Consider the following 20,008-nt stretch of genomic DNA (forward strand, 5'->3'; position numbering starts at 1 on the left):
GGGTCATCACGTGTGGAACCGGATCAATAAAGCTGCTAGGATGATAACGTAATTATCATCAACTGGTAACTTTATGTCGCTGACGAAAGCTCCCCTCCCAGGGGAGCAACGCGCAGTGATGCTGCAGTTGCATACACGTCGGCAGCGACGCAGGGATGACGCGGTTCGTGGTAGCGGGGGGACAAAGCCAGGCAACCTGCAGAATGGCGGCCGCCTGGTGCGCCGCATTAAGGAGAAGTGCCATGCCGTTTGACAACACGCTTGAAGAGCATCGGTTAGCTGGCGTCGCGTTGCGTAACGGGATGCTCGGGGGGATGCACGAGCGCGTGGGACTCGTCACATCCGCGTTCGCCAACGAACGTTGCTGCGCGCTCGGACGCTGGATTCATGAAGATGGCGTGCGGTGGGAGGACGCTCCCGAGCTTCAGCAACTGAAGCTGGCGCACGCGAGCTTCCATACCATCGCGCTGGTGATCGCCATATCCATCACGCAAGGGCGTCTCGCTGAAGCAGCCGTCATGCTCGAACCGGACGCCCTGTTCGAAAACGCGGCGCGTATGCTCGCTCATGCAGTGTCGCGTTTCGAAAATCGCCTGGTAACCGGGGCGGCACCGCACGGACGGATACATTAAGGCTACCGCGACTCATCGGTCGCTGCATGACTCCAGCTAACGGTAACTGATCTGTAACTTCAGGAAAACATGGGATTGTCAGCCGATCACAACAATCAGCTCAGGCATGCTCTCGCGGAGCATTGGGGGAAGACCTTTGGCAAACCCGTAGTACGCGAGGGATTGCGCACGCGGTCGCTGTGTTTCGACGCTTTCGGCATACAAAGCTCAATGCGCAAGAGTGCGCCGCTCGAGCTCGATCTGTCGTACACGCGGGCCATGATGTCCTTCCAGCTCTTTCGCCCTGATCCCCGGGACATCCTGATCGTGGGTCTGGGCGGAGGATCGCTGTCCAAATACTGCTTTCACAAGTTCCCATCTACCCGCGTGACCACCGTCGAAATCGACGGGAGAGTGATCGCGTTACGCGAATGGTTTGCCATTCCGCCTGAATCGGAGCGATTCCGGATCGTGCACGCCGACGCAGCGGAGTATCTCTCGGACAGGATTGGCGTCGCGGATGTGATCCTGCTCGACGGCTTCGACGCATTCGGCCTGCCTGCCAGCCTGTCGAGCCAGTCCTTCTACGACGCCTGTCATACCGCGCTGCGCAGCGAAGGGGTGCTGGTGGCCAACCTGCTGAACAACGATCCGCGGCTCGCTACCCACCTCGACCGGCTACGTCGCGCGTGTGATGGAAAGCTGTTTCGCACCATGGCACGAGGCGAAGGCAACACCATTGCCATCGGCATCAAGCAGGAGACCGTCCCGGGATGGCTCGACCTCTATGCCCGCGCTGAAGCCATCACGAAATCGATGGGGCTCGACCTGTACCGGTATGTCAAAAAAATGGAACGTCACCACCGGACAGAGCCCGTTCCGGGATGCCCTTCGTCCAACACACTGACCGTCGAACAGGACGTCTGACGGCACCGGAGACAACGCCGATGGAACACCTTCTGGTCATCCATTATGTGCTGCTTGTGATTGCGGGCTGGCTGGTCGTTGGAGTCCTGGGACTCGCCAACCTGCGCCGCACACGGGTGGTGGCGCATGGCCTGTTTCCGGTCGGCGCGGTGTTCGGCCTGTTTCTGTGCGGACTGGGCCTGACTGGCGTTTTCGCAGGTCCCCAGCAAGTCATCCTGCCACTCGGGTTGCCGGACCTGCCATTCCATCTGCGGCTCGACGGCCTGTCGGCCTATTTCCTCTGCATACTCGGCGCTGTGAGCGCGGGCGTGAGCGCGTTCTCCGCCGGCTATTTCCGCAAGGGTGAGGGCACGCCACCCGGATTGCTGTGCTTCGAGTATCACGTGTGTCTGGCGAGCATGGCCGTCCTGTTGCTGGCAGACGATGCGTATTGCTTCATGGTGGCATGGGAGACGATGACGCTGTCGGCCACCTTCCTGGTGATGACCAATCACCGCATTGCAGAGATTCGACGGGCCGCGTGGCTCTACTTCCTGATCTCCCATGTCGGCGCGCTGGCGCTCCTGCTGTGCTTCGGCCTGCTGCAGGCCAATACCGGCGACTATACGTTCGCCAACATGCGTCAGCAGCATCTGGACGTTTTCTGGGCGTCCTTCGCCTTTCTGCTGGCGCTGTTCGGCTTCGGCACGAAGGCAGGCATTTTCCCGCTGCATGTCTGGCTTCCCGAGGCCCATCCGGCAGCGCCGTCGCCGGTATCAGCCCTCATGAGTGGCTTCGTCCTGAAAGCGGGCCTGTACGGCGTGCTGCGCACGGTGTTCGACCTCCTGCACGTGCAAATCGCATGGTGGGGTGTGCTCATGCTGATGCTCGGGCTCTTCACCGCCCTGTTCGGGGTCGTGTTCAGCGCCATCCAGACGGACATGAAGCGGCTGCTTGCGTACTCGTCGATCGACAACATCGGCCTGATGTTCGTGAGCATGGGGCTGGGGGTCCTGTTTCGCGCCTACGGGATGAACGCGCTGGCCGCCTTGTCGCTGACGGCCCTGCTCTACCAGATCGCCAGCCACGCTACCTTCAAGAGCCTGCTGTTTCTCGGGACGGGTTCCGTACTCCACGCCACCGGCGAACGCAATCTCGGGCGTCTGGGCGGCCTGATCCGTTTCATGCCGTGGACGGCGTGGGCGGCCCTAGTGGGCGCATTCGCCAGCGCCGGCCTGCCGCCATTGAGCGGCTTCGTCTCTGAATGGCTGTTACTGCAAAGCTTTCTGTTCACGCCGGGCTTGCCTGATCCGTTCCTGAACATGGTGGTGCCGCTCGTCGCCGCGCTGATCGCCCTCGTGGCTGCGCTCGCGGGCTACACGATGGTCAAGTTCTTCGGCATCATCTTTCTCGGCCAGCCCCGCGAGGCGAAGCTGCGCGAGGCACGCGATGCGAGCCGGTGGGAGCGGGTTGGCTTCGCGTGGCTGGCGGCGCTATGCGTGCTGCTCGGGCTGTTGCCGGTGCAGTTCGTGATCGTTCTGGATCGCGTCACGCAATTGCTGGTTGGCGCCGGCATCGGCCAGGCCGTCGCGAGAAATGGCTGGCTGCTGCTCGCCCCCACGAGCGTAGACCGGGCCAGCTACATGCCGGCGGTTTTCCTGCTGTTCTTCTTTGCCTGTTGTGGGCTCGCGTGGCTACTGGTACGCCGCCTTTATCATGGGCGCCTGCGGCGGGCGGCCCCCTGGGCCTGCGGCTTTCCGTTCGTTAACGCGCGCATGCAGGACACGGCAGAAGGGTTCGGGCAGCCGATCCGCGAAATCTTCGCGCCTCTGTTCAGGATCGAACGGCGGCTGCCCTCTCCGTTCGACGAACACCCCGCGTACAGCGTCACCGTGACGGATCGCGCGTGGACCCTGATTTATGATCCGATCGTGCGGCTGGTCAAGCGCACCGCGGCACTGGCCGGCTTGCTCCAGACAGGCCGCATCGCGGTCTATCTGATGCACAGCTTTCTCGTGCTGATCGTGCTGTTGATGCTGGTGAGACGATGATCACGCTCTCCGGATTGCTCTCCCAGGGGCTGGAGATCCTGCTTGCTCTGGCGGCGGCCCCGCTGCTGACGGGGTGGGTCAACATGTGCCGCGCACGGTTGCAGAACCGCCGGGCGCCAAGCATCTGGCAGCCTTACCGGATGCTTCACAAGCTGTTCAACAAGGAGTCGGTCGTCGCCGACCACGCCAGCCCCATATTTCGCGGCGCGCCGTATGTCGTCTGGGCCTGCATGACGCTCGCTTGCGCGATCGTGCCCACGCTTTCCACCGATCTACCGCTCTCGCCAGCCGCGGACGCGATCGCCCTGGTGGGTCTTTTCGCGCTGGCTCGCGTGACCATCTCGCTGGCCGCAATGGACGTCGGCACCGCGTTCGGCACCCTCGGCGCGCGCCGCGAGATGCTGGTGGGCTTCCTCGCGGAACCTGCCCTGCTGATGGTCCTTTTTTCGGCGTCGCTGATCACGAAGTCGACCTTGCTGACTACCATCGTCGCCACGCTCAGTCATCGCGAACTGGCGATCTACCCGAGCCTCGCGTTCGCGGGCATCGCATTCACGATGGTGTCGCTCGCTGAAAACGCCCGCCTGCCGGTCGACAACCCGACGACGCACCTCGAACTGACGATGATTCACGAGGCGCTGATCCTCGAATATTCCGGCCGACATCTCGCACTGATGGAATGGGCCGCGAGCCTCAAACTATTCGCGTACTCCTGCATTGGCCTCGCATTGTTCATTCCGTGGGGCATCGCCGAGGCCGGCAATCCGACAGCGCTGCTACTCGCGATACCCGCGCTGTTCGTCAAGTTACTGATAGGTGGCGCGGCGCTTGCGATCGTCGAGACGACCAACGCGAAGATGCGCATTTTCCGCGTGCCGGAGTTCCTCGCGACAGCGTTTCTGCTGGCCGTCATCGGCATGCTGGTTCACTTCCTGCTGGGGGCGTGATGCACGGATTCGCCACGCAGATCATCAACTTCCTGGCCGCGATCCTGTTGCTGCTGTCGTTCGCGATGCTCAGCCAGCGCCGGATCCTGTCGCTGATTCACCTCTACACGCTGCAGGGCCTGACACTCGTGTCAGCCAATGTGATCCTCGGATACGTCACCGCCGATGTGCACCTCTATATCTCCGCCGCACTCACGCTGGTGCTCAAGGTCGGCCTGATTCCGTGGATTCTTTACAGGCTGGTCCAGCGGCTCAACGTGAAAACGGACGTCGAACCTCTGCTCAACATTCCCGCCACGCTGCTGATAGGCATCGTGCTCGTGATCGTCGCGTTCAACGTCGCGTCGCCGATCAGCCAGCTCGCCACATCGGTCGCGCGTGGCACGCTCGGTATCGCACTCGCCTGCGTGCTGCTGTCGTTCATGATGATGATTACGCGCGCGAAGGCGATCCCTCAGGTGATCGGCTTCCTGTCGATGGAAAACGGTCTGTTTTTTGCCGCGGCGGCGGCCACGAACGGCATGCCGATGATCGTCGAACTCGGTATCGGACTCGACGTGCTGGTGGGCATCCTGATCCTCGGCGTGTTCATGTTCCAGATCCGCGAGCAGTTCGACAGTCTGGACATTCATCACCTTGAACAGCTAAAAGATGACTGAAGCCTGGGTACTGCTGCTGGTTTTTGCGATCCCGCTCTTTGCAGGCGCAAGTCTGGCGCTCGTGGGACAACACCATGTCGCGGCGGAACTCAACGTCGGGTTCAGTTTCCTGACATTTGTCGCCGCCACGCTGCTCGCCGTGCAAACTGTGGCGCACGGGCCTGCGTTCGCGCTTGGCAAACTCTTCTTCGTCGATCCGCTCAATGTGTTCCTCGTCGCGCTCACGGCCTTCGTCGGCTGGACCACGTCGATCTTTTCGAGGCCGTACATGCGCATCGAGCGTGACCGCGGCAAGATGACCGGCCCTCGCATGCGCCTTTACCACAGCATGTACCAGCTGTTCATCTTTGCGATGCTGCTCGCGCTGCTGACCAACAACATGGGCATCCTCTGGGTTGCCATGGAAGCCGCCACGCTCGCGACGGTCCTGCTCGTCAGCGTCTATCGCACCGCAGCCAGCCTCGAAGCCGCGTGGAAGTACTTCATCCTGTGCGGCGTCGGCATCGCGCAGGCGCTGTTCGGCACGATCCTGCTCTATCTCGCCGCAAGCCGGCAGCTCGGCGGCGGCGATGCGCTGCTCTGGACCAGTCTGAACGCGGTCAAGGGCAGTCTCGACCCGACCATCATTTCGCTCGCGTTCGTGTTCCTGCTGATCGGCTATGGCACCAAGGTCGGCCTGGTGCCGATGCACAACTGGCTGCCCGATGCGCACGCTGAAGGCCCTACGCCGATTTCGGCCGTGCTATCCGGCCTGCTGCTCAATGTCGCGCTCTATGCGGTGCTGCGCTGCAAGGTGCTGGCCGATGGTGCACTCCAGAACGGCCTGCCGGGACACCTGCTGGTCGGCTTCGGGCTGGTCTCGGTACTGATCGCCGCTTTTTCGCTGTTCCGGCAGAAAGACGTCAAGCGGCTCTTTTCGTATTCGTCGATCGAACACATGGGCCTGATGACATTCGCCTTCGGGCTTGGCGGCCCCATCGCCACCTTCGCAGGCCTGCTGCACATGACGGTGCATTCGCTGGTGAAGTCGGCGATCTTCTTTACCGTCGGGCACGCGGCCCAAAAGGCTGGCACCCAGACGATCGACGACATCCGCGGCCTGTTACGCGTGAGCCCAACCGTTGGGTGGGGCATGATGCTCGGCGCGCTCGCGATTCTGGGCATGCCGCCATTCGGCGTGTTCGCAAGCGAGTTCCTGATCCTGACCACGGCGATGAGCAAATTCCCGTGGGCCACGCCCTTCCTGCTGCTCGCGCTTGCTGTGGCGTTCGCGGCCATCTTCGTGCGCGTGCAGGGCATGGTATTCGGCGACACGACAGCCAAAGTTCTCGAACACCCGCCAGCGTTGCTGCCGGTGTTTGTCCATCTCGGCATCGGTCTGATGCTGGGACTCTACATTCCGCCCTATCTTGCAACGTGGTATCGGCAGGCGGCGGCCATGATCGCGGGGTGACACATGCGTATCGAGGCATTCGGGTTTCCCAACCTGGTTCGCCTGTCCGTGTTCGCGGGCAGATCGTCGGCTTTTCTCGCACGGGTCGATCAGGACACGTGGACCCACACCGCCGGCACGGTGCGCGAGGCGGGTGGCCGTCTGATCTCCCTGTGGGGTGCCGAAGAGACGGCAGGCGCCTTCGTGATCTCCGCCGCGTATGCGCTGGAAGACGGCATCCTGTGGCTTCAGTTGCCGGTAGGCGACGGGCATGGAGACGGCGACGGATACCCGGATATATCGGCGGTCTTTCCGTGCGCGACACGCATGCAACGGGCCGTCTACGATCTGGTCGGGCTGCGTGCGATCGGCGCCGAAGATACACGGCCGTGGCTGAATCATGGCAACTGGCCTGCCGATTACTTTCCGTTGCAGAAATTGTCCTCCGGGACCGAGCGGTTTCAATCCCAGGAAGCGGACTATCCGTTCGTCCGCGTCGATGGTGACGGTGTCCACGAGATTGCCGTTGGTCCGATCCACGCAGGCGTGATCGAGCCCGGGCACTTCCGCTTCTCGGTCGTCGGCGAAAAGGTGTTGCGTCTCGAGGAGCGGCTGGGCTATGCGCACCGGGGAATCGAGCGGCTGTTCGAGCGCGTGCCCGCGCTCGACGGGCACCGTCTCGCAGGACGCATCGCCGGAGACACAACGGTCGCCTTTACCTGGGCCTATTGCATGGCGGTCGAGCGCGCGTTGAATGGGCGGATTCCACCACGCGCGCAGTGGCTGCGCGCGCTGTTGCTCGAGCGCGAGCGCATTGCCAACCATCTGGGTGATCTTGGAGCGCTCGGCAACGACGCGGGGTTCGCGTATGGCCTCGCACAGTTTTCCCGTCTGAAGGAAGACTGGCTGCGCCTGAACGACCGGGTCTTCGGACATCGCTATCTGATGGATCGGATCGTTCCCGGGGGCATGGCATCGGACATCGATGCGCGCTTCGTCGCCGCGATACTGACACAGTGCGACCAGATTGATGCGCAGGTTCGTGTGATGCAGCGCATCTACGAGGATCAATCGGGACTGCAGGATCGTTTTGCTGGTGCGGGCACCCTCTCCGCAAGTGTGGCGGAGCACTTCGGAGTGTGCGGGCTGGTCGGACGGGCAAGCGGCCGAAAAATCGATGTGCGTATTGATCACCCTTACGCGCCATACCACGAGGTTCAGCCCCAGATGGTCAGCGATGACCGGGGCGATGTGGCAGCACGGGCCGCGGTCCGGTTCAACGAGATCTACGAATCGGTCCGGTTGATCCGGACTCTCCTCGCCGACCTGCCAGACGGCAACATCGTCACCCCGATTGAACACGGCGGTTCGCCATCCTGCGGGGTCGGCTGGATCGAAGGTTGGCGCGGCGATGTGCTCATCGCACTCGAGACCGGAGCCGACGGCGCCATTTCGCGCTGCCACTGCCATGACCCGTCGTGGCACAACTGGCCGGCCCTGGAACACGCGATCATCGGCAATATCGTTCCCGATTTTCCACTGATCAACAAGTCGTTCAATCTGAACTACGCGGGACACGACCTGTAATGTGGCAACTTCTCAAACAGATCGCGACAACTGGCACGCCGACTCTGCGCGTGCCCGAGGGCGATGACGCATGGCGGGCCGAAGGCCACCGTATCCAGCAGGAAATACTCGATGTGCTCGGCCGGGCGCTGTGCATTCGCGAGGTCGATGCGGGATCCTGCAACGGCTGCGAACTGGAAATCCATGCACTCAACAATCCGTACTACAACATCGAGGGTCTGGGTATCCGCATCGTCGCGAGTCCCCGCCATGCCGACATGCTGCTCGTCACCGGCCCTCTCACACTGAACATGAAAGAAGCGGTACGCCGGGCATATGAAGCGACGCCCCACCCAAAGCTCGTCGTCGCGGTCGGCGAGTGCGCCTGCACAGGCGGCATGTTCAGGGAAAGCTACGCCGTGTGTGGGCCACTGTCGAACTTCTTGCCTGTCGACGTCACGATACAAGGTTGTCCGCCGCCTCCCATCGATATCCTGAGGGGCATTCTTGCAGCGCTTCGTACGAAACACGCAACCTCCCCGCCATGATCACTGTCCGGGACACTCGCCAATCACGGCGTTCATGGGTAGGGGTTCCGCACGGAGCCCACGTGTGATGACCGCCCCAGTGTGCCACGCTGATATTTTTACGGACGACGCGCGATGAGTGAGCAATTGAGCCGGCTGAAAGCAATCGGCGGAGCATGGCCACAGGTGCTGACGATAATCGTTTTCATGGTGGCAATCAGCCTGCGCTTTCCACTATGGTTCGTGATGCTCTCGGCCATCGTCAACGGCACCGCCCTGACATACCTCACGCGGCACTTCGCGTCCCGGCGGTCCCACACGGGTGGTGACCCGTTCCTCGGCGTCATCGTGATCGGCAGTGGACTTGCGTCTATCGCTCTGACGCTTAAGTGGTGGGCCGTGGAACGGCAGCTCAGGCTCGCGCCCGGTGTGCTCCTGCATATGGCCGGCCATACAGAGGCAATTTCAGATCCAGCGTTGGCATGGTCAAGCGTCCTGACCCAGTGGAGCTCCTGCTCGATCTTTCTGGTGATTGTCGCGGTGTGGGTTCTGGGCAGCGGACGTGCCGACTGAATACCGAACTCGCCCAGCGCGTCAGTCGACGTTTTCCGCACACGTGCAAAAAACGGCTCTGGTGCAAATTACGGGCGCGAGCGAAACGCGGCGTATTCACCGTTACTTCATCGTGCTGAGAGGACCGCCTTCCAAACAGCAGGCGCAGCGGTATCTTTGAGAGGCAACTTTGTGAGGTTTAACTGACCTTTGCGAATGCGATGCATCAATTCGATGCCGGCGATCGTAATGGCTGCATTCCTGAAGCGTTTGAAGCCGAGCATCGCGTTGACCCTGGACTTGATATTGCGATGATCCTGCTCGATCAAGTTGTTCAAGTACTTCGACGATCGCAACGTCGTGTCCTCGGGCAGCAACCCGTCAGTCTTCATTTCTCGCACCGCGCGGTGAGACGCCGCGTAGCCGTCCAGCGTGATGGTCTTCGGAGCGCGCCCTTGACTCCTGATCGCCTTCGCGAAGAAGGCCTTGGCCGCGGCGACATCGCGCTTGGCGCTAAGCCTGAAATCGACAGTCTTTCCTGCCCGGTCAACTGCACGGTAGAGATAGACCCATTTGCCACGGACCTTCACATACGTCTCATCGACTCTCCACGACCGACCGGCTGCCGTAGCAAAGCGATCCCAGCGCTTGACGAACTCCGGCGTGAACCGCTTGACCCAGCGCATGATCGTCGTGTGCGCAATCGACAGGCCGCGCTCGGCCATCATTTCGACAAGGTCTCGAAGGCTGAGCTTGTAACGCAGGTACCAACGCACACACAGGACGATGACTTCGCGGTCAAAGTGACGGCCGTCGAACAGCCGGTCAATGTCTATCTGCTTACTCATTGCGTGCTCGCGATCGTCAAAACCCGAGCGTAACCTACCGGCTCCTCCGATTTGCACCAGAGCCCAAAATCGCGCCAATACCGCTTAGAGCGCCCTGCTCCACAACGCCTCGCCGACGTTTGGCGCGATAACCGATGTTATCGTGGCTGGCACCGGACATTTGAACCTAGCCCAGACGTCGCGCGAACGACATCGACTTTTTATGTAAATCAACGTGTATGGTGAACCCGCCAGATTTGCGCCTGCGATAACTGGGCAATGCTCCCGAGCATGCGGGCTAAACCGAATTGTCGGGCGGCATCCATTCCCGTGCCTTTTGGGTCTTCCAGATAATCTATTCGACTAGTTATGAGATGTGCATAAACTGTGTGATTCACACACATCACTTCAACTAAAATGAAGTGATGGACCGCAGATCTTCCAGGGCCAGCAGGAACGCCGCGCGGAAGAACAGGAGGAAGATCCGGACTCCGCGTGAGCGGCACGGAAACCCTCCCCGGGCCGCATGCGTCGGATAGGTCGGCGACACGTGTGGCCCGCCGGGCACGACGGCCCGATGACCCGGACAGGCGTTCCACCAGAGCCTTACGACAGTGCAGCGGCGAGCATCATCCGCTCGGCGCCACGCAGATGGTCGGCTTCGCGCGCACCTTGCAGCGCGGCGAAGCCTGGCTCGACGCTCGCATCGAGTTCCTCGAGTTCCGCTTGCGCCGCCTGAGCGACGTCGAGCTTGTAGCCGAGCGCATACACTGTCCTCAGGCTCAGCTCCGAAGTGCGCGACAGGTCCAGCTTCTTGCGCAGCTTGTAGATGTGCTGCTCGAGCGTACGCGCAGCAATCTGCTCGGTGGCGCCCCAGATGCTCGCTGCAATCTGCGCGCGGCTGAAGAATTTGCCGGGGTTCGAGAAGAACAGCCACGCAATCGCGAATTCACGCGCCGTCAGCGGAATTTCGACGCCGTCGATGGACGCGCGGCCGGGGTTCTTTTGCAGCAGATAGCGGCCGATCTGGATCTCGTGCGTTGTGCTGTTGGAATCGCTCCGTTGCAATGCAAGGTGCGCGCGAAAACGGACCTGCTCCATGTCGTACCGATTGACGACGTCGGTCGCGCCCGTGTCGATCCAGCGCAACAGGCTCGCCCAGCTCGACTGGTTCGTCAGCACGATCAGCGGCGTGCAGATGTCGGCATTGCAGCTGCGCCATGACAGTATGGCGCTCGTCGCTGTCGGCTCGGTCTTCGAGTCGATCAGCACCAGGTCGTAGCGGTGCGCACGCATCGCGCGCAACAGGTCGAGCTCACACGAGAACGACTCGACAACGATGCCATCTCCGGCGAGTGATTCTTCAAGATTGCGTCGAAGCATCCGATCGTCAGTCGCGATTGCAAAGAGCAGGTCATTATTCACGGGCGGTTCGCATCCAAATAAGTGACAACCTTTCCGATTACTGGCCGGCACCCCTCCTGCGATGCCGACCGCCATCCCCGAGACAGCTTGTTGTCCTCTCACTCGCGATATGTTGTTCGTCGTATGCCGCGGAGCGCGGGAACGGAGCGCCAAAAGGCCCGTTTCGTTGCGCGAAACGTCGTTGACGGTATCGAGTGAGATCTCTCTGTCCGTTAGTGCATCGGCAGGACGCAACGGATGCACATCGCGCATTTATTTTGTTGTGCGGCGCGTAAAACATGGCCTCACAAGGTAGCGCATCTTCTTTCAATTTTTATCTATTGCTCGTCATTGCCAGCAAAAAATTCCTTAAACGGCGCGATGCGGGGTCGTGCGCATGATAGGTCGCGCTGCGAGCGCATGTGAAAGATTCGTGTAGTGCTTCCAACTGTCAGCTTACGGATGCGGGCGCGCGAGCTCACGCACAACGCGTAATGCTCGCGTATCAACTCAGTTCGACGCGACGGGTGAAGCGGTTTATCGCCGCGAGATACAGTTCGGGGTCGGCGTGATAGCCCATGCCCGGAGGGCCGCTCGTCTGCGGAGGCAACCTCTCGGTGTCGCCCTCGGGCGTGAGCCTCGTGGCATCGTAGTCGCTCAACGCGAGCTTGAGCCGCACAAGGCCCGGTGACTTGAAGCCGAGGCCCTTCATGCGGCCCATCAGCCCCTTTCGGGGGTTCGCAGGATAGTCGAGCGTGACCGCGACGCCCCGCGGCTTCGCATAGTCGTATTCGAGCGTGCCCCCCTTTACCGCATGCCGCAACTGCGCGGTGTTGGGCAATTGTGGATCGAGCAGTACGAGCGGCGGCTGCTTCTGCAACCTGACGCGGCTTTGCAGCGCCGCCGTGAAGAGTTGCGCGCTGGCCCCGCCCATAGACGCCCCCGCGATGTGGTCGAATTCGACGCGATAACCTTCGCGCTGCGCGTGCTCGATCTTTTGCGCAATGATTTCCGCCGCGTCGCGTACCGCGCCAAACACCGTGCCGACGCCGCCCGTCCCGCTGACGAGCGCCTGCCGCACATCGCGCCAGTTCTCCGTTCCGCCGAAGAAGACGCGCAGCTTCACGCAGCGCGTGCCGTCTGCCGCCGTGGATCGCCGCTCCTCGAACTGAAGATGCGAGACGTTCGAAGCATGCACGAGCTTCTCCTTCTGTTCAGGAGTGAGCGCCGTGAACAGCCAGGCGTTGCGGATGTTGGCCTCGTTCAAGTGTTCAGAGACCAGTTGGATACGCGGCGGACTCGCCTGCGTGTGCTTTGCGAAGTGCTCGACGAATACCCCCGAACTGTCGCCCGGCCTCATCCCCGCGGCGACCGAGTCGATCGAAAAGCGCTGTGCGTCCTCGCGATACCCGGGCGCTGTGAGCTCGGCCATCAGTTCGGCCAGCGCCTTCACGGCCTTGTAGTTGACGGAATCCGGCTGCGATGCGAGGGACTCGGCGCCATCGTCGCCGGTGAAATGCAGCTGCAACAGATGCTGCGTCTCGCCATTCTTGCCTCGCTGCTGTCGCTCGGTCATGAAGCAGCCGGCTCTGCCGGCTACCGCGACGAGATGCTGCAGGCGTTCGGGCGGCAAACCGCGGCCGAATTTCAACTGCGCGATCGAAGCCGCGTCAGGTATGGGCGGCCCCTGATAGACCGCGCCGCGCAGTATGCGCCCAAGTGTGGCCGTCTGCATGTTGCGTACGTATTCGTCGGCATGCGCGGGCCCAAGCCCGAGTGCTCCGGTGATCAACGAGAGCTGCTCGTCGTCGAGGTTGTAGGCGGACATCAGCACGTTGTCCATGCCGTTGATCTTCGGTCCTGAGGGCAACGCGCGAATGGAGTTCGGCTTTGCTGTGCGCGCCTCGGAAGCAGGTGGTGCTCCCGCGGATCGCGGCGCCTGCGCGACTTTTGCGGTCGCGCCGGGAGCTGCCGTGCTCGTCGATGTTTTCGCCCGTGTTTTCGGTTGCAAGGACATCTGTGGATCGACGCCACCTTGCGATCGCGTCGACGGCGATCCACGCGATGGCGAGCGCATGCCGACCATGCTGCCGCTGTCGCCCACCGAACGTTCGTGCGTCGCGTTGTGCTGTTGCAGGCGCGCCATGTGTGCGGTCGTCTCCGGCGTGGGGCGTTCGCGGTGCATCAGTTCGCCAAGCGTCTCGCCCGGCGCCACTTCCCGGATTTCTCCGCTCGTGCCCCAGCGTTGTAATTGCTCAACCGGTGCGCGCGACGCACGTCCGTCGCCGACCGCGGCCGGTGAATGCGACCGCGATGGCGAACGCGCGCCGAGCGTGAGCAACGCGGAGTCGGTTGAACGAGCGCGCGCACGACGGCCTGTGTCGTTGCGGCGCGTCGAGGTCTCGGGCGTCGAGCCCAGATCGGACATCGAGCGTGCGTCGATCGCGGAACGGGTTTTCATGGCGCCTCCTCTGCGCGGCAGGCGGCTAAGCGAACGGCCGCGCGCTCGCGGCACGATGCGCCCCGCATCGCTTGAGCACGTATTGAACGCTTGCTCTTGAGCACGCCCGCTGAAGCCCAGCGAAAAGTCGGGTCCATGCGCGAACCATGCACAACGCCGTGTGCCGCCGCGCGACAGGCTTCGTTCACGCCTTCATTTTTTCAGACCGTCACACCTGCGTTCATTGACGCGACGACCATAATCGCGCCGTCCGGCAGGATTCGAAGGAGTTCGTCATGCAGCACGCCACTCATCGTTCGCCGCTCGCCATCACCCTCGGCATGGCCATCGCGCTCATCACGCCATCCGCTCGCGCCGATTGCTTCGATGACGCCGCCTACCAGCAAGTCACCGCATCGCAAAAAATAATTGCGAAAAGAATAGTTCGCGTTGCGCGACGAAGCGCAGGTTACCCGCGATCCGGACGCGAATTAAGCGAATCATTCATCGCCGAGTCACATAGTTCCCGATACATGGGACAAGACGCGGCCGCCGCTCCCAACTGCCGCGCGATTCAATAATTTCCGCGCTGTCGGGCAGGTATGCTCATAGCTGGGCAAACGGTTTGAGGCGCGGGCCATGCAACTTTCGTCAGCCCCATGGCTTATCCGATCCGTGCCTCTCTTGCCCGCATGACTTGACTTGCCGCCGTTCTTTCGTTCGGTGCACAAATCAATGAGAAAGAAGTGAGGAAAGCGAATGGTGGCACATCTTGTCGACGAAACGCGCATTTTCTGGTCGAGTTCATCGGATCGTCCAACGCCCGCGGCAATCAGACGCCATGGCGCACAGGCGCTAAGGCTCGCGCATCTGATCGAAGACCCATCGCCGGCGGTCGTGTTTATCGACTGCGCGGATACCGACGCGAGCGTTGAAATAGAAAAGCTGCGGATCGAGAACGGCGATGAACACTATCTGATCCCGGTGCTACGCGAGCTTTCTGCCGGGCAAGTCGTCTCGCTCATCGCGCGCGGCGCCCACGACGCGGTGAACGACGAAGACCTGTTGAACCCGGACGCCATCATCGAACGCGCACGCGCCCAGACGAGGCTGCTTGCGTATGCGCGCGACGGCGTCACCGACTTTTCCACGCTGCAAAATCACACGGACGGCATGGTGTCGCCGGTGTTCTTCAAGGACGCGAATGGCCTGTACTCCGGCTGCAACCCGGTCTTCGAACGCTTTCTCGGTATCGACCGCGGCGGCATTCTCGGCAAGACCGTCTATGACGTGGCGCCCTCGGACCTCGCGCTGACCTATCACAAGGCCGACCTCGATCTCGCAGCCGACGGCGGCGTGCAGACGTATGCGGCCGGTGTGCGCAACGGGGCGGGCATCGTGCGCATGGTTCGCTTTTACAAGGGCGTCGTCTATGACGAGGACGGACGCATCACCGGCATTGTCGGCGCGATGCACGACATCGGCGATCTGCGCGGACACGAAACCGCGCGCCAGGAGATCGACGAAGTCACCAACCACGTGTCCGGGAATCCCGTCGCGCGTGAGGGCTTCGCTGCCGTCGATCACGACCGGCCCTTGCTCGAGCGCGTGGCGGCGGGCGACGCCTCGGCGCTCGCCCGCCTGTACCGGCTCTACCATCGGCGGCTTGCGCGCTTCCTGACCCGGCTCACGTGGAAGAGCGAGGTGATCGACGAAATCATCAACGACACCTTCATGGTCGTCTGGAAGCGGGCCTGCGACTTCCGGGGCGAGGCCCGCGTCTCGACGTGGATCATCGGCATCGCATATCGCTCGGCGCTGCGCGCGTTGCGCGACCAGCGCCGTTCGGAATTCGAACCGCTGGACATCGACCACGCCGATACAATGGCTCAGTACTGGCACGACCATGAATTGTCGGACCTGCTATCGAAGGCGCTCGATCTGCTACCCGTCGAGCAGCGGCTCGTGATGGCGCTCGCCTATGTGCTCGGACATTCGGTCGGAGAGATCGCGGAGATCACCGGCTGCCCAGTGACGACGGTCAAGGCACGCATGCATCGGGCGCGCTGCAAGCTGCGAGAGACGATGGATATGTTGGGGAAGGTCAAGTGCGTTTGAGAGCGCGCTTCAAAGTACGCCCCTGCCCCCGCAATGTTGCTGGGTGACCTCGTCACTCAGCGCCACAGTTTTCGCGGCAGTTGGACCATACGGCCGAGCATGCCCGTGATACCACTGCGACGCGCGCGACCCGTGGGCCCAGTTGGTGTCGCGGGCGTCGCGACTGAAGCCGCGGACGATGCCCTCGCGCCCGATTGCTCACGGCGTGACGGCGACCGCGCGAGCGTCGGCTCGTCAGTCACACCTGCATGGCTTTCCTTGCCTTGATCGCTTGCCTCGTCGATATGAAGTTTGCTGGAGTCCTGAAGCACCGCGATTTCTCCGGTGTTCGCCGCAGCTTCGCGTTGTGGTGAGCCGCTCTTTTCTTCCGCGGACGCCAACTTCGTGTCCCGGACATCCGGATGCCAACTCACGCGCGGCCCGGCCTCGCGGCGGGCAGCGCCCGGTTTGCGCAATGCGCTCTTCGGCCCGGCTGGGGCCAATGGCTCCGCTGGCTCCGATGCCTTCGCGCCGGCATTGACGCGACCGCTGTGCAGATCCACTTCGATCAGATCGTCGTCATACTCGGGAGCCGCTGCCGTGTTTTGAGTCTGCGTCTGAGCGGGTGACGACGGGGCGTGCTGAAAGGCGTGCTCTTCATTGAACAACTGAAGTAGCGTCTTCTGCGGCGCGCGCTCTGTGGCCGGCAGAGGCAGTTCGAACAGCTCGTCGTCGGACTCGATATCCGGGTTGGTATGAGAAGACTCTGTCGTGCTCGGCTGCGCTTTGGCGGTTGCGCCGCTCGCGCCGGTCGGCGGCTTGGGCGCGGCCCGCTTCGGCACGACCTTGTTCATCACCACGGCCTGCTCGCGAGTCAGTTTCATCACGCCACCATTCGCACTGGCGCGCGGCGTATCGACTCGCCGACGCTGCTGATTGATCCACTGAACGGCGTTCCCGACAGGATCTTCCTTCGCCGTGACAGTCGCCGACGCAGCCCCGGGCGAGCGCGTCGCGGGACGCGAGCCGCCGCCAATCGACCTCAGCTGCGACAGGATTGCGCTCGCCGAACCGGAGAAGCGCGACTTCGACCGTGACCGGCTCGCATCGCCACCGGCACGCCGGGGCGCGTGAGAATCGGCGAGATCGGTTGCAAGGGTGCTGGCTGTGCGCTGTGTACGCATGACGTGGCTCCACTGGAAAATTCGACGGGCAAGGAAGAGCTATCACCTGTCGCTGCGTCGAACCGGACATCGGACGGAAGGCCGCTCACTTGACTAGTGAAATTGCCTGATAAGAGCATGCGCCCTGGATAACGCCCAACGTGGCCGGCGGGCGAACCGGTTCGTCCACCACCGAAAAGTGGCGTAGCGAGCGACGCGAACACCGAGTCGCGCCAGCCTGCGGTCAACGCAAGTTCGTTGTAATTGAAACGCGACGCGGACGGCGCCCGGGTGAACGGGTAGTGCGAGAGCATGGCCTGCGCGGTCCAGTCGCCGGAAAGGCGCCAGCCATAGCCCGCGTTGACGACGAACCTCGCGCCCGTGGTCATCGGGTCGCCCCATCTGATGGAGGCCGCCGACGCGCCCGCAAAGAAGCCGTTGCCAGGATACCAGCTCCGCGCAAGGCCCAACGACGGTCAAAGCAATGGCGTTACACAAGCCATCCGGCAAGCCCAGGGCGCGCGGGAACGCACCAGGCTTGCCGATCTTAACCGATGAACCCGAACAGTAAAAAACTGACAAGGAGTTGTCAGGGACCGCTGGCGCCCTCCCCGACCGGCTCCGCGAAGCGCACGCCGGGTGCGGCGCGCAACACGCCGAGCTGCCTTGCGACGTCGCCCGGAGCAACCGGCACGAGCGGCCCGAGCGAATAGACGCCGTTTTCGCTCGGGCCGCCGACAATCTGCAGATGCAGCGGCACGAGCAGCGCCTGCAGCCGGCCAACCGGCATCGCGGGATCGGCGACAAGGCGGATCGTCGCACGCGCAGCGCCCGCATTGACCTCGGACAGTGTGTGATAGTTCGCCGGCACGCTATCGGCGCCGCGGCTGAAACCGAGCGTCGCCAGTGCGCCCGTCTCCAGCAGCACGACGGCCGCGAGACCGCACGCGATCGCCGTCATGCGGCCGCGCCAGGGTGCCGACGACAACGTGCCGGTGCGAACGGCCGGCTGCGCCGCTTCGTCAAAACGCTCCCACAGATGATCGAGACCGCGTTCGATGTCGGGGCCGGCGTCCTCGCGCGACGCCATCGCCGCGCACAGCGTGCGTTGCGATGCGAGCTCAGCCTGGCATCGTTCGCAATCGCGCACGTGCGCGTCGACCAGCTTGCGTTCGGCGTCGGACGCCCGGCCGTTGACGATCCACGGCAACAGTTCCCATACATGCAGATGAGCGAGTTCGCTCTCGGCTGGATTGCTCATCGAGCGCTCCCATCAATGCCGGCGAGGGCCGGCAGCAGATTGCGCAGCTTGACCCGCGCATGAAACATTCTGGCCTTCACGGTACTGACAGGGCTTTCGGTTATCTCCGCAATCTCTTCGAGCGAATGGCCCATTACGTAGGCCAGCTCCATCACGATGCGCTGCTCCGGGGCGAGCTTGGTCAGCCCCTTGGTCACCCAGTCGGTCGTTTCGTGTTCGGCGAACGGCTCGACGCACGGCCCCTCATAGTCGTGCTGCTGTTCCGCCGGCAAGCCACCCTGGCGCAGTGCCTTCAACGTAACGCGGTACGCAATGCCCATGAGCCACGTCGACACGCGTGATTGGCCGCGAAATTCGCCAGCCTTCTGCCAGACGATCATAAAGGTGTCGTTGATGACTTCCTCGATCACGTCGTCGCGCCGCGTGAAGCGGCCGAGAAAGCGGACCAGCCGCCGGTGATATTCGCGGTAGAGCGTGGCCAGCGCGGACCTGTCCGCCGCCGAGATGCGCTGCAGCAGCGCGACATCCTCCGCGTCGACGCTACGCGCGGCAAGACAGACGTTGCTTGTAACGATCGGTTCCGGTGACATGTCGCTGTGCTCGCATCCGCCAGATTGTGTGGATGACCGTGAGTGTCGCCGCCGCCGCGAAAAGTTGCGAGCGACGCAAAAATAATTGTTCGGGCCCCACCAGCCGTCAGGCGCGCCGCAGATGCGCCGGGTCCGCACGCCCGCTGGTTTCGTCTTGTGGTGGGCCTACATTACGGTCAGCTTCCGCATGCATATCGCAAGGCGGCACGAAAGCCGCGCCATCGCGTCCGCGCATTTCGAAATACGGCGCACCGGGCGGGTGGGTGTCGACAATCTGAAAGGCGCCTGTGCTGTTGAAAACGATCACATGCGCAATGAGAACGATTTGCACCGAGCCGTCCGCATGGTGAAGCGCCGAGTCGCCGGTGAGCTCCGGCACGCGCCAAGCGCCAAGATCCGCGCGTGCCATGGCCTGGATGATTTCGGCGCGCGCCTCTTCAATAGTCGACGGCGGCGGGCTGATCCTGCCCAGTTCGTGACGCAGGCGATGCAGCCGCTCGCGCGTTTGCGGCGTACGCATCAGCTTGGGGCGGTCCATCGGGCGTTGCCTGCAGTGCGCGGCCGTCGACTTCAATGCTGCGAAGCCGGGAGCCAGCCTCGCCTTGGAATGCGCGGGCATTCGTGCGACGTCTGCATCGCCGATTGTTGACAATGCGAGCTCAGCAAGCGCCTGAACGCTGCTTTCCGCCGATACTTTGGACATGGTGACTTCTTCAGTTCCGATCGGGTGGCGCATACCCTACGCAAAAACGCGAGCCGCCCGGTGTGGGACAGCGAAGTTCTTTCTCCGTTACCGAAGTGTCGGCGTCGATCCGCCGATTGCCATCTTTTCGCGCGGCGAGGTCCGCGGAACTGCGATACAGTGCGAAGCCCCGATGGCAGCCAACGACACTACGGCATGCCGCACATCGAACATCGCTCTAGGGAAACGCTGATTAATGTACTGCCCGTTCGGTTTGCAGATGAAGCGGCGGG

19 protein-coding genes are annotated in these 20,008 nt (G+C 62.5%); 11 read left to right on the plus strand and 8 right to left on the minus strand.

The window, feature by feature from the left end; genetic code table 11:
- The first annotated feature begins 242 nt into the window (after window positions 1-242).
- The 9 genes from M0D67_RS22775 (at window position 243) to M0D67_RS22815 (ending at window position 9,272) form a co-directional block, all read left to right on the plus strand.
- Entirely contained in the window at window positions 243-632 is a 390-nt protein-coding gene (locus M0D67_RS22775; RefSeq protein ID WP_266239732.1) for a CZB domain-containing protein, read from the plus strand.
- 69 nt (window positions 633-701) lie between these two features.
- Window positions 702-1,538: a fused MFS/spermidine synthase gene (locus M0D67_RS22780; RefSeq protein ID WP_266239733.1), complete on the plus strand. Its 837-nt coding sequence runs from the start codon at window positions 702-704 to the stop codon at window positions 1,536-1,538.
- 20 nt (window positions 1,539-1,558) lie between these two features.
- Window positions 1,559-3,568 (plus strand): hydrogenase 4 subunit B, encoded by a 2,010-nt coding sequence (gene hyfB / locus M0D67_RS22785; RefSeq protein ID WP_266239734.1) that lies wholly within the window; start codon window positions 1,559-1,561, stop codon window positions 3,566-3,568.
- Complete coding sequence (locus M0D67_RS22790; RefSeq protein ID WP_266239735.1) at window positions 3,565-4,515, plus strand: respiratory chain complex I subunit 1 family protein; 951 nt, start codon at window positions 3,565-3,567, stop codon at window positions 4,513-4,515. Before hyfB ends, M0D67_RS22790 begins: the two co-directional genes overlap by 4 nt.
- Complete coding sequence (locus M0D67_RS22795; protein WP_266239736.1) at window positions 4,515-5,174, plus strand: formate hydrogenlyase; 660 nt, start codon at window positions 4,515-4,517, stop codon at window positions 5,172-5,174. The genes M0D67_RS22790 and M0D67_RS22795 overlap by 1 nt, the downstream gene beginning before the upstream one ends.
- On the plus strand, window positions 5,167-6,627 hold the full coding sequence (locus M0D67_RS22800) for a hydrogenase 4 subunit F (RefSeq protein ID WP_266239737.1): 1,461 nt from the start codon (window positions 5,167-5,169) through the stop codon (window positions 6,625-6,627). The genes M0D67_RS22795 and M0D67_RS22800 overlap by 8 nt, the downstream gene beginning before the upstream one ends.
- Window positions 6,628-6,630: 3 nt before the next feature.
- Window positions 6,631-8,193, plus strand: a complete 1,563-nt coding sequence (locus M0D67_RS22805) for an NADH-quinone oxidoreductase subunit C (RefSeq protein WP_266239738.1) — start codon at window positions 6,631-6,633, stop codon at window positions 8,191-8,193.
- Window positions 8,193-8,720: an NADH-quinone oxidoreductase subunit B family protein gene (locus tag M0D67_RS22810; RefSeq protein WP_266239739.1), complete on the plus strand. Its 528-nt coding sequence runs from the start codon at window positions 8,193-8,195 to the stop codon at window positions 8,718-8,720. The genes M0D67_RS22805 and M0D67_RS22810 overlap by 1 nt, the downstream gene beginning before the upstream one ends.
- A gap of 114 nt (window positions 8,721-8,834) precedes the next feature.
- Window positions 8,835-9,272, plus strand: coding sequence for a hypothetical protein (locus M0D67_RS22815; protein ID WP_266239740.1), 438 nt, complete (start codon window positions 8,835-8,837; stop codon window positions 9,270-9,272).
- Window positions 9,273-9,379: 107 nt separating this feature from the next.
- Here M0D67_RS22815 and M0D67_RS22820 read toward each other — a convergent pair whose 3' ends face one another.
- The 3 genes from M0D67_RS22820 to M0D67_RS22830 form a co-directional block, all read right to left on the minus strand.
- Window positions 9,380-10,099 (minus strand): IS6 family transposase, encoded by a 720-nt coding sequence (locus M0D67_RS22820; protein ID WP_266239753.1) that lies wholly within the window; start codon window positions 10,097-10,099, stop codon window positions 9,380-9,382.
- A gap of 585 nt (window positions 10,100-10,684) precedes the next feature.
- Entirely contained in the window at window positions 10,685-11,503 is an 819-nt protein-coding gene (locus M0D67_RS22825) for a response regulator transcription factor (protein ID WP_266239741.1), read from the minus strand.
- 484 nt (window positions 11,504-11,987) lie between these two features.
- The gene (locus tag M0D67_RS22830; RefSeq protein WP_266239742.1) at window positions 11,988-13,943 is read right to left on the minus strand and encodes a type III effector protein; all 1,956 of its coding nucleotides are present in this window, start codon (window positions 13,941-13,943) and stop codon (window positions 11,988-11,990) included.
- Between the two features lie 275 nt (window positions 13,944-14,218).
- Here M0D67_RS22830 and M0D67_RS22835 point away from each other — a divergent pair, with 275 nt between their 5' ends.
- Complete coding sequence (locus tag M0D67_RS22835) at window positions 14,219-14,503, plus strand: hypothetical protein (RefSeq protein ID WP_200574242.1); 285 nt, start codon at window positions 14,219-14,221, stop codon at window positions 14,501-14,503.
- A 178-nt stretch (window positions 14,504-14,681) separates the two neighbouring features.
- Window positions 14,682-16,040, plus strand: coding sequence for an RNA polymerase sigma factor (locus M0D67_RS22840; RefSeq protein WP_200574244.1), 1,359 nt, complete (start codon window positions 14,682-14,684; stop codon window positions 16,038-16,040).
- 56 nt (window positions 16,041-16,096) lie between these two features.
- On the opposite strand, the gene M0D67_RS22845 is transcribed toward M0D67_RS22840, so the two are convergent.
- From M0D67_RS22845 to M0D67_RS22865, 5 genes are all read right to left on the minus strand, one after another.
- Complete coding sequence (locus tag M0D67_RS22845; RefSeq protein ID WP_266239743.1) at window positions 16,097-17,203, minus strand: hypothetical protein; 1,107 nt, start codon at window positions 17,201-17,203, stop codon at window positions 16,097-16,099.
- 568 nt (window positions 17,204-17,771) lie between these two features.
- Window positions 17,772-18,443 carry a zf-HC2 domain-containing protein gene (locus M0D67_RS22850; protein WP_200565755.1) on the minus strand — a complete coding sequence of 224 codons (672 nt, stop codon included), beginning with the start codon at window positions 18,441-18,443 and terminating at the stop codon, window positions 17,772-17,774.
- Complete coding sequence (locus M0D67_RS22855) at window positions 18,440-19,033, minus strand: sigma-70 family RNA polymerase sigma factor (protein WP_266239744.1); 594 nt, start codon at window positions 19,031-19,033, stop codon at window positions 18,440-18,442. Before M0D67_RS22855 ends, M0D67_RS22850 begins: the two co-directional genes overlap by 4 nt.
- Before the next feature lie 106 nt (window positions 19,034-19,139).
- Complete coding sequence (locus M0D67_RS22860) at window positions 19,140-19,736, minus strand: hypothetical protein (protein WP_200574250.1); 597 nt, start codon at window positions 19,734-19,736, stop codon at window positions 19,140-19,142.
- Between the two features lie 87 nt (window positions 19,737-19,823).
- The coding region (locus M0D67_RS22865) for a hypothetical protein (protein ID WP_266239745.1) at window positions 19,824-20,008 on the minus strand (185 nt) is incomplete at its 5' end.

Source organism: Paraburkholderia sp. SECH4 (genome assembly GCF_030511745.1).
Classification (GTDB): domain Bacteria; phylum Pseudomonadota; class Gammaproteobacteria; order Burkholderiales; family Burkholderiaceae; genus Paraburkholderia; species Paraburkholderia madseniana.